At 58.2% G+C, this 10686-nt stretch carries 6 protein-coding genes; all 6 read left to right on the forward strand.

Going from position 1 to position 10686, the window contains the following annotated elements; translation table 11 throughout:
- Positions 1 to 102 precede the first annotated feature (102 nt).
- Positions 103 to 2124, forward strand: coding sequence for a glycoside hydrolase family 36 protein (locus SMC5_RS08880; RefSeq protein ID WP_165849056.1), 2022 nt, complete (start codon positions 103 to 105; stop codon positions 2122 to 2124).
- A 44-nt stretch (positions 2125 to 2168) separates the two neighbouring features.
- Positions 2169 to 3467, forward strand: coding sequence for a glycoside hydrolase family 1 protein (locus tag SMC5_RS08885; RefSeq protein WP_119120422.1), 1299 nt, complete (start codon positions 2169 to 2171; stop codon positions 3465 to 3467).
- Positions 3468 to 3675: 208 nt separating this feature from the next.
- Positions 3676 to 5706, forward strand: a complete 2031-nt coding sequence (locus SMC5_RS08890; protein WP_165849057.1) for a glycoside hydrolase family 57 protein — start codon at positions 3676 to 3678, stop codon at positions 5704 to 5706.
- A gap of 1 nt (position 5707) precedes the next feature.
- Positions 5708 to 7594 (forward strand): alpha-amylase/4-alpha-glucanotransferase domain-containing protein, encoded by a 1887-nt coding sequence (locus tag SMC5_RS08895; protein ID WP_119120424.1) that lies wholly within the window; start codon positions 5708 to 5710, stop codon positions 7592 to 7594.
- 1 nt (position 7595) lies between these two features.
- Entirely contained in the window at positions 7596 to 9125 is a 1530-nt protein-coding gene (locus tag SMC5_RS08900) for a 1,4-alpha-glucan branching protein domain-containing protein (protein ID WP_119120425.1), read from the forward strand.
- 111 nt (positions 9126 to 9236) lie between these two features.
- A complete protein-coding gene (gene glgA, locus SMC5_RS08905) occupies positions 9237 to 10655 on the forward strand; it encodes a glycogen synthase GlgA (protein WP_119120426.1) in 1419 nt (472 codons plus the stop codon).
- Positions 10656 to 10686 lie beyond the last annotated feature (31 nt).

Consider the following 10686-nt stretch of genomic DNA (forward strand, 5'->3'; position numbering starts at 1 on the left):
CTTCGGTTCGATCCGCCTACCTGGCAGCGACTGGTTTGGAACCTGCATTCTATGTGACACACGCGGCTGATGGTGTCCACGAAACGACCAGGAAGGGGTAGAATGGAAAATGTAAGGGGAAAACTAACCTATCGTTGCGGGGCGGTTGTCAAGACCTTGAACTTCGACCTGGACGGGCCAGCGGAAAATGATGACCTCGTCATTGCGCCGACCATAGGCACAACTGCTCCTGGAGAGCACTGGACCATCACCGTGACCCCTCGCACCACGGTAAAGCTGCTCACAGCAGAACTGCGAGTCCCCATTGCTGTTCCACCGTCCAGCTGCGTCTTCGTGAATGGCTACCAGACGTGGACAGAATCACGTGAGATGGGACCCAGGGATCGTATCCCTTCACTCAACAGGCTGGCCCGCTCACGGTGTTCCATGTACGGCGATTACGAATACGTCACGAACCCCGGCTTTCCGGGACGTTTCCACGGCTGGACCTATGGATACGTTCGGACCGAACCTGATCTCTTGACTCTGTTTGCCTCACTGGCTGAACATACAGGATTCACCCTGATCACGGTCACCGCCTCCGCGGGAAGAGCCATCCTCCAGAAGGAGTGTGGTGGAGTCATTCCTGTAGAACCATATGTTCTGTACGACGTATATGTGGGAACTGGAACGGACCACGAGACGTTCGGCCGCTATTTTGACCTCCTTGGCCTCCGACCTCTCCGCACGTCACCTCTGACTGGCTGGACAAGCTGGTATAACTACTACACGAGCATCACGCAGGAGATTCTTCAACACAACCTCGACGCGCTCGGCGAACACGAGGTCCCTCTCGATGCCTTCCAGATCGACGACGGGTGGCAACATGCCGTCGGCGATTGGTTGACAAGCAATGCAAAATTCCCGGACGGGATGGGGGCTATGGCCGATGCAATCCACGGGCACGGCTACAAAGCCGGCTTGTGGCTGGCGCCCTTCATCGCCGAGGAAGCATCTGACCTGCTGCGCGATCATCGCGACTGGTTCCTTACCGAGGACGACGGACACCTCGTCAAGGCTGGTTACAACCCAAGCTGGAGCGGTTTCTTCTACTCGCTTGATATGGCGAACCCGGCCGTTCGCTCCTACCTCCGCGATGTCTTCAACCTGGTCCTGCACACCTGGCACTTCGACCTGGTCAAGCTCGACTTCCTGTACGCCGCCTGTCGCAAGGCCCCCGAGGGCAAGACACGAGGCCAGGTCATGTCCGAATCCATGCAGTTCCTGCGCGACATCATCGGGGACAAACTTATTCTGGGATGTGGCGTTCCACTCGGCACTGCATTTGGACAGGTCGACTTCTGCCGAATCGGCGGAGATGTCGCCCTGAAGTGGGAAGACCGCCTGTTGTCGACGATTCACTACCGCGAGCGGGTATCGACAGTCTGCGCACTGCGCAACACGATCAGCCGACGACACCTGAACGGAATGGCCTTCTGGAACGATCCGGACGTCTTCATCCTTCGCGACACCGGAAACAGTCTGACGGAGGCACAGCGTCGCACGCTCTTCCTTGTGAACCAGGCGATGGGGGGCCTCGTCTTCACGTCAGACGACATCTCCTCCTACACGGACCAACAGCTCAGGCAGTACCTTTCCCAGTTTCCATTCTCTGCGAAGGCCGTCGATGAGGCCAGACCATTTGGTGAGGCATGGCGCTTGACCTTGCACGCAGAGAACGCCACATACATCGTCGCTGCCAATCTTGGCTCCCGGCCTACTACGATAGAGCTGGATCCTGGTGTCTACTACTGCAATGGGCACCTGATCGATGGACAAGAGCCCCTGAAGCTCCTTCCCTTCGATTCGACCTGTCTCCGGAAGGCGAACGGGGACAACGTCGAACTCCTTGGAACAACGACCCACCTGTTCCCGGGCCTCGATGTCGCACACTTCGACTGCCACGAAACGTCAATAACATTCAAGCGGTTCGACACCGCACAACTCGAAGGTGAAGCACTGATAGGCGTCCCCGACGCATCCGATCGATGGACAGTGAACGGGGTAGCTGCAACCCCTGAGCGCCAGAGCGGTCACACGGTCTTACGAGCGCCCATATTGCGAGTTGCGCGGCCGGTCGATTGAGGCATACTACTGACACCGGCTACACCAGACAAGGAGGTATGACCATGGAACCATTTGCATTGCCAGAGAGTTTCCTGCTGGGCACGGCGACAGCTTCGCTGCAGATCGAGGGTGGTGATCGCAACAATAGCTGGTATCGCTGGGTTCAGACCGGTCATGTCAAGGATGGTACCAGCTGCATTGTAGCTGACGATCACTGGAACAGGGTGACTGAGGACATTGCTCTCATGAAGCAGCTCCATCAGCAGACCTATCGGATGAGTCTGGAGTGGAGCCGCATCGAGCCGACACGGGGGCACTTCGACAAGGACGCCATCGGCCACTATCGTCTCGAAATACAGCAACTGGTGGACGCTGGAATCAGGCCTCTTGTTACACTACACCATTTCTCGAACCCATTGTGGCTCGAAGACGCGGGTGCGTGGGTCAACCCGGACGTCATCGACCTTTTTGAGCGATACACGGCCTATGTCGTCGAGAACCTTGGCGACCTCGTGAGCGACTGGTGCACCATCAACGAACCAAACGCCTACCTCGCGGCGGGATATGTCATGGGCGGATGGCCGCCGAGCAACATCAGTATCACCAAGTACTTCAGGGGCGCTCGCAACATGATCACGGCACACATCAAGTCCTATCGCAAGATCCATCAGGTGCGTGCGTCCAACGGCTATAATGATACGATGGTTGGCGTTGCCAATCACCTCAGGCTGTTCGATCCCAAACATGGCAACGGCCGCGAACGGTGGGCGGCAGGCATGTACGAAAGGCTCTTTCAGGAGCTTTTTGTCACAGGAATGTGCGAGGGAAGGCTCCTGTCGCCGCTGGGTGGGGGATACCCTCTTGGCGAGGGTCGCTACTTCGATTTCCTCGGCGTCAACTACTATACGCGCGACATCGTGGACTGTTCGGCCATATCCACAAACCCACTGGGCAGGCTTGAAGTACGGGAAGACAGCCAGAAGAACGACCTCGGGTGGGAACTATACCCTGAGGGGCTGTATCGTGTCTGCAAGAAGTACTGGGACCGCTACCATACCCCCATCTTCATCACTGAGAATGGCACGGCCGACGCCAAGGACGCCTTCCGAACAAGGTACATCTACGACCACCTTCTCCAGGTGAGCCGACTCATCGAGGACGGTGTCGACGTACAGCGCTACTATCACTGGTCCCTGATGGATAACTTCGAGTGGATCGAGGGCCTGAGCGCGAAATTCGGTATCGTCGCAGTGGACTACACCACGCTGGAGAGGACAGTTCGTACCAGCGGATGGTTCTATGCCGACGTCGCGAAACATCGCGGCGTCACGGAGAAAATGATCCAACAGTACCTCGCATGAGAGGAGCAGCCTCTACGATGAGCCTGATGATGGGATCCCGACAGACAACCTCATATGCATATGCCCACACGTCCCAGGCACGGACACAGGATGTGGCACACAGAATGTCTGCCCAGTTCCCGGCAACCGAACTCTCATGGCCTGTTGTGATACGACAGGAGGCACATGCACTTGGCGGAACCCGAGCGAGACACGGACACTCCTGACCATGCCAGAGTTGCTCTCTGTATGCTTCCTGTGGCACTTCCACCAGCCACAGTATCAGGATCTCACGTCGGGAACAGCACTGCTTCCGTGGACTCGGCTTCACTGCGCACGCAACTACGCGATGATGCTCGAGATCCTGGAGGAACAACCTACTGTGCACGTCACCATCAACATCACCCCGGTCCTGGCGACACAGCTTGACGCATACGCGCATGGCAGGTCCAGCGACGAGTGGCTTGAGCTGACATCGACCCCTGTCACAAAGCTAGGCATGGACCAGCGAATGCGGCTGATCGCCCTGTTTTTGGATGTCAACCGTGAACGCATCATCGACCCCGACGCCCGCTATACAGAGCTGTACCGTCTGAGGAACGAGCCTCCCGACTCCTGGTCCGAACAGGATCTGCGCGACCTTCAGTGCAAGTTCATACTTGCCTGGACATGCAGCGCTGACCTCCAGGCAGGTCTGGTGGATCGGACACTTCTGGCGAAATCCCGTGACTATACCGAGGAGGACCGTACGGCCCTTCTCGAAGCTCAGCAGGAACTTGTACGAAACTTCCTGCCCAGGTTGGCGAGGCTTGCCGCGTCCGGCCAGGTCGAACTGGCGACGTCACCCTTCGCACACCCTATCATCCCCCTCCTCATCGACACCGACGTCGCCCGCTCCGTTCAGGACACTCCGTTCCCACAGCCTGGTTTCCGCCACCCTGAGGATGCCTTCATGCAGCTCGAGCTCGGCAAGAAGACTGTCGAAGACCTGCTGCACCAGCGAGTGCGCGGGTGCTGGCCCTCCGAGGGAAGTGTGTCCCAGAACGCTGTGGCCGAGATCGCTCGCGCGGGTTTCTCCTGGACCGCCACCGATGAAGAGATTCTGCTGCGAGAGCTCCCTGACGAGCCGCATCGGGTGTTGTACCGCCCCTACCGGGCACAGACCAGGGCGGGAGAAGTCACCATGGTGTTCCGAGACAGGGGACTCTCCGACGCCATAGGTTTCTGGTATGCCTCCCTGACGAAAGAACATGCTGTCGGGCAGTTCCTGGACAGTGTCCGCTCGATCCGCGATGCTCTCGACAGACCCGGTGTCCTCTCGATCATCCTGGATGGAGAGAACGCATGGGAGTTCTACCCAGAGGGAGGAGCGCCGTTTCTCAGAGCACTGTATGCTGCCCTTGCCGATGAGCCAGGTGTGCGCCTGAGCACGGTAGCGGAAGCCATCGAGCGCAACCCCGCGACGCCCATGCCGGACTTCCGTCCCGGATCGTGGATCGATGGTAACTTCCGTATCTGGATAGGCGAGGATGAAGATAACAGGGCGTGGCAGTACCTCCGGGAGACCCGGGAGGACTGGGCGCGGTTTGACCCGACTGAACAGGAACGGTCGCGCATGTCCCTGCTTGCAGCCGAGGGATCAGACTGGAACTGGTGGTATGGGCGCGATCGCACCTNNTACACGCAGGCAGGGAAGCAGATCCCGGATCGCCTCCTCGTTCCAATACTTGATGGCGGTCCAACGATGGTCCCCATCCTGCCCGTCGGCCTCGTGAGCCCTCGCATCGATGGCGGCCCCCCTGGAGACCTCGACTGGGCATCTGCACACCATGTCAAGCCCGACAGCGGGGGAGGAGCAATGAACTCGGGAGTGCCGGTCGTCACGTCGGTGCGGATCGGCTACAGTCTCTCGGACATGTACCTTCTGATGCAGTTTGCGGCTCAGGCGGACAGAGCAAGGGACTTGCGAGTGGAGGTACGGTTCACGTCGCCTGGAGGTAGTACCCGTCTGATCATCCGCCGCGACGACGGCAAGACCAAAGCATCGATAGACCCTTTGGGACCAATGACGTGGGCCCTGGGGGAGACTCTCCAGATCCGCCTGCCCTTTGAGACTCTACGGGCGCGACGCGGGGACACCATCACATTTGCCATCGTGGTACTGGGAGAAGGGCGCCTGATGTCAGCCGTCCCTGCCCACGGTGTTATGTCCATCGAACTTCCTGCTGCTGACTACGAACTGCAACACAGGGAGGTATGATATGAAAAGACTGTGTCTTTGCATCCACAACCATCAGCCGGTGGGGAATTTCGATTACGTCTTCCGCGAGGCCATCGATCGATCGTACGTGCCATTCCTTGAAACACTCTCCCGGTACCCCCGCATCAAGGTCTCTCTCCACACATCAGGACCTCTTCTGGAATTCATCGAACGAGATTCCACGTCGACGTACCTGGACCTTGTGCGCAGTCTGGTGGCTTCGGGCCAACTCGAACTCGTCGGGGGTGGCTACTTCGAGCCAATTCTGCAGCTGCTTCCCGAGCGTGATCGCATCCAGCAGATCCAGTTGATGAGTGACGAGCTGCTCAGGCTATTTGGACGTCGCCCCACGGGTCTCTGGCTGGCGGAGCGGGTCTGGGAGCCCGACCTCGCAAGCAGCCTGGCACGAGCCGGCGTCCAGTGGACTCTCGTGGACGACAATGGATTCGAGAAGAGTGGTCTCCAGGGACCGGACCTGACCCACGCCTATGTCACCGAGGACCAGGGCCAGACACTGACTGTCTTTCCCATCCTCAAGGAGTTGCGCTACAGGATCCCTTGGTCAGAACCAGAAGAGACGCTGGGCTACATCCGCGAGTTCGGGGAGGATGCGGAGGTGTTCGTCTACGGCGATGATGGCGAGAAATTCGGCCTGTGGCCTGGAACGTACGATCACGTCTACACTCAGGGATGGCTGCAACGCTTCTTCCAGGCACTGACAGATGCAGAAGATGTGACTACTGTGACCGTCGCCGAAGCTGTGTCTTCCCTCAAGCCACGGGAGCGTGTCTACCTGCCCACCTGCTCATACGTTGAGATGGAAGAGTGGTCTCTGGCAGCGTCACGGCAGAAGACATTCGCCGATTTGCGCCAGAAGACCAGTCTGGAGGAACGTTCTTTTCTCAGTGGCGGTACGTTTCGCAACTTTCTGGGTCGATACCCCGAGTCCAATCGCATGCACAAGCGCATGCTGTTCGTAGGGTCTGAATTGGGAAATGCGGACAGTGAAGCCCGTATGCACTACCTGCGGAGTCAGTGCAACTGTGCGTACTGGCACGGCATCTTCGGAGGGTTGTATCTTCCCCACCTCCGTGACGCCATTTACACCGAGCTGCTCACGGCCGAACGGCTGATACCGGAGCGACGGTTGGGCGCGTGGCTGCAGGACACAGACGCTGACGGGCGACCTGAGGTCGTCATGGCAACCGAACACCAGGTGTTCTTCCTGCACGTCTGCGGCGGTCGTCTGGTCCTGTGGGACGACCTGCGACAAGCATGGTCGTGGAGCAACGTCATGACACGATACCACGAAGCCTTCCATGACCGGATGCTCGAAGTTGCGTCGCAGAGTGAGACGCATAGAGCAACCAACATCCACGAGACTCTGCGTCTCAAGGATCCTGATGCGCCTGGCGCACTCCAATTCGACGATCATATGCGCGTCAACTTCGTCGATCGCTTTGGTCCATCACTTGATGCTGCCACAGGTGGCGAACCTGTGATGAAAGAGTACTCTGCAGAACTCGGCCAGACCTGGGCACGGCTCGAGGCATCCGGGCTGATAGTTAAGACATTTGCACCGAGCGAGCGTGGGCTCCGTGTTGATTTCGAGATTGGGGCGCCACAGGACTGGTACGTATGCGAACTCAACCTGGCTCTGTGGTGGGAAGACAGAGAACGCTCGTTCGTGGCGGACTCCTTTACCATCGGGACCGAAGCTCATCGTCTCTCGGTACGGACCAGCTCCCCTGTTCATGTGGAACTGTCTCCGATAAGGACAGTCTCAAATTCGGAGAGCGGCATCGAAACCGTCTACCAGGGAATGACAGTATCCATTGCGCTTGACCTGAGAACGTCGCGGCACCTGACCCTTGAGATTGGAGGCTGACATGAATGGTCGCTTTGTCATGGTTCTGCATTCGCACCTGCCCTACGTCCTTGGCAAAGGACGCTGGCCTTTCGGTGAAGAGTGGTTGCATGAGATTGCCCTCGACACGTACCTTCCTCTCCTCGAGGAATTCGAACGACTGGACCATGACAACGTGCCGGGGACCATTGCTCTCGGCATAACCCCCATCCTCATGGAACAGCTCAAGTCCCCCGCATTTGTCGACAGCTTCCGAACGTGGATCGACGTAAAACGCAAGGCCCTGGAACAGGACGTCTCACGTCTTCCGGATACTCCAGAAGCTCACGACCTGAATATGTTCTACCGTGAAGAACTGGATCAGCATCTTCGACAGTTCGACATGTTGGGCGGCGATCTGCTGGGGGCCTTCGCAAGGCTGCAGGAAAGCGGTCGCCTCGAAATTCTGACGTCATGCGCCACACACGGATACATGCCGCTGTTTGGCAACGACGAATCCCGGCGGTTGCAGATCCGCACTGGAGTTGCGGTTTATCAACACTGGATGGGACGCAGGCCAACCGGATTCTGGTTGCCGGAATGCGGCTATATCCCAGGCGTCGAGCGTCTTCTGGCCGAGGAGGACCTGCGCTATTTCATTGCGGATGCAACCACATTTGATGCCGGCACGAGACAGGAGCACACTGACGTGCACATTCCCGTTGCAACGAGCACTGAGGCTCCGTGGACACCATGGAACATCGGCGCAGACGTCGCAGTCTTCCTGCGTAACCCCGCAACGAGCAAACAGGTCTGGGACCGTGACCTCGGCTATCCTGGAAACGGCGCCTATCGCGAGTTCCACAAGCGGTGCGAAAGTTCGGGGTGGCAGTACTGGCGCATTACCAGCAAACAAACTGATCTGGGAGCAAAGGAGCTCTACAGACCGGACGAAGCGCGCAAGCGCGTTGCAGAACACGCCACGCATTTCGCTTCACTGGTCAGGGACCTCGCGGCGCAACGAGAGAAGCTCACTGGCGATCCAGGCGTGATCGTGGCAGCCTATGATACGGAACTCTTTGGGCACTGGTGGTATGAGGGGTCTGGATGGATTGCCGCCGTGCTCCGCGACTTGGCCTCGAAGGGATCAGTCTCGGCAGTCGCCCCGACAACAGTACTGACCGAGCGCAATCTGCCCCTCGGGCGGCTGCGCGAATCCAGCTGGGGCGCAGGAGGCGACCACAGCACGTGGATGAACCCCGAGACCTCGTGGATCTGGGACAACATCTGCGACGACCAGCGCCATTTTATCGATCTTCTGCCTCAGCTCCATGGCCAGATGGGGGACATGCTGCTGCGGGAGATCCTTCTGGAAGAAAGTTCGGATTGGCCCTTCCTCATCACCACTGGACAAGCCCGCACCTATGGCACAGCAAGATTCCTCGAGCACCACCGCAAGGTACGTGCGCTGTTTGCAGCCATCGAGGGCACGGGTCAGGTCCCGGCAAGTCAGGCAGGATCGGATGACCCTGTATTCGAACATATACGTCTAAACGAGGTCAGGAGGGCGTAATGCCGGAACTGCGCAAAGACTGTTGTGTCTTCTGCAACCTCGTCCAGCAGGAACTGGCCGAGCGCGAAGGTGTGGTCGAGGAAACCCTCAGTTCCTGGCTGAGATGAAACTGTGAAAGTCTTCTTTGTGGCCTCGGAAGGAATGCCCTATGCCAAGACAGGCGGTCTCGGAGACGTTACAGGCAGCCTTCCTGCCGCTCTGCACATGCTCGGGGCGGACACGTTCCTGATTCTGCCATTCTATCGCACCATCATGGCAAAAAACCTTCCGCTGGAGCAGGTGATGACTGGCACGTTGGCGATGGGCGGCAGGTCCCTGACATACACAGTTCTTCGCCACGAGCAAACCTACTTCATCGCTCAGAACGAGTTCTTTGACCGTGACGGCCTCTACAACACGCGCGGAGGTGACTATCCAGACAATTGGATGCGGTTCGCCTTCTTTGCGCGCGCTGCACTCGAGACCATCGTCGCACTTGGCGGCGCTGACGTCATCCATGTGCACGACTGGCAAGCTGCACTGCTGCCCGTTTATCTGAGTGTCCTCTATCCGAAGCGCCGGGAGAAGACACTGCTAACGATCCACAACATCGCCTACCAGGGATTATTCTCGCCCGAGATCCTGCCTGATATTGGACTGCCGAGTTCAGTCTTCACCGTCCACGGCCTCGAGTTCTTCGGCAATGTGAACTACCTTAAGGGGGGCATAGTTTGGGCCGACGAAGTCAATACTGTTTCTCCGACATACGCCCGCGAAATCCAGACCGAGGAATACAGTTTCGGGCTCCACGGCATTCTGGCTACGCGGCATGAGCACCTGAGTGGCATCCTCAATGGTATCGACTGCTCCTATTGGGATCCTGCCGCGGATGGAGCACTGCCTCATATGTACAGTCCCTCATCGCTGGCTGGAAAGGCACAGGACAAGGAAAGTCTATTGCAGGAAACCGGACTCGCGGCAGAACCTGACCGTCCTTTGTTCGTTATGGTGTCTCGACTGGTTGCCCAGAAAGGAGTCGACCTCGTGCTCGGCGCCTTTGACCAGATGATGTCGCTTCCCATAAACCTGATGGTCCTCGGCACAGGCGACACCGAAATCGAGACGGCTCTCGCGGCAAAGGCTGCCGCCTATCCCGGACGTTTCGTGTTCAGCCAGAAATTCGACGAGGGTCTGGCACACCGCATGTATGCCGGATCAGACTTCTTTCTTATGCCCTCGCGGTTCGAGCCGTGCGGTCTGTCACAGATGATTGCCCTCCGCTATGGAAGCGTCCCACTGGTACGAAGAACAGGTGGACTGAAGGACACGGTCCAGGACGTCCATCCCAAGACAGGGATGGGGAACGGCATCAGTTTTGATGACGCAACATCGTCCGAGTTCCTTGACGCCGTGAGACGTGCCGTTAGGCTATACACCGACGGCGACGCGTTCCGACGTATCCAGGCCATTGGTATGGCCTGCGACTTCTCATGGCAAGCTAGCGCGCGCGAATATCTCGCATTGTACCATTCCATGGAGGCGTCCTCATGAAAGCAGTCATTCTGGCAGGAGGTTTTGGTAC

This window comes from Candidatus Cryosericum odellii (assembly GCF_003570935.1).
Taxonomy (GTDB): domain Bacteria; phylum Caldisericota; class Caldisericia; order Cryosericales; family Cryosericaceae; genus Cryosericum; species Cryosericum odellii.

Coding starts and splice junctions, on each gene's coding strand:
- SMC5_RS08900 (WP_119120425.1), top strand. CDS start 7,596: ATGAATGGTCGCTTTGTCATGGTTCTGCATTCGCACCTGCCCTACGTC.
- SMC5_RS08880 (WP_165849056.1), top strand. CDS start 103: ATGGAAAATGTAAGGGGAAAACTAACCTATCGTTGCGGGGCGGTTGTC.
- SMC5_RS08885 (WP_119120422.1), top strand. CDS start 2,169: ATGGAACCATTTGCATTGCCAGAGAGTTTCCTGCTGGGCACGGCGACA.
- SMC5_RS08895 (WP_119120424.1), top strand. CDS start 5,708: ATGAAAAGACTGTGTCTTTGCATCCACAACCATCAGCCGGTGGGGAAT.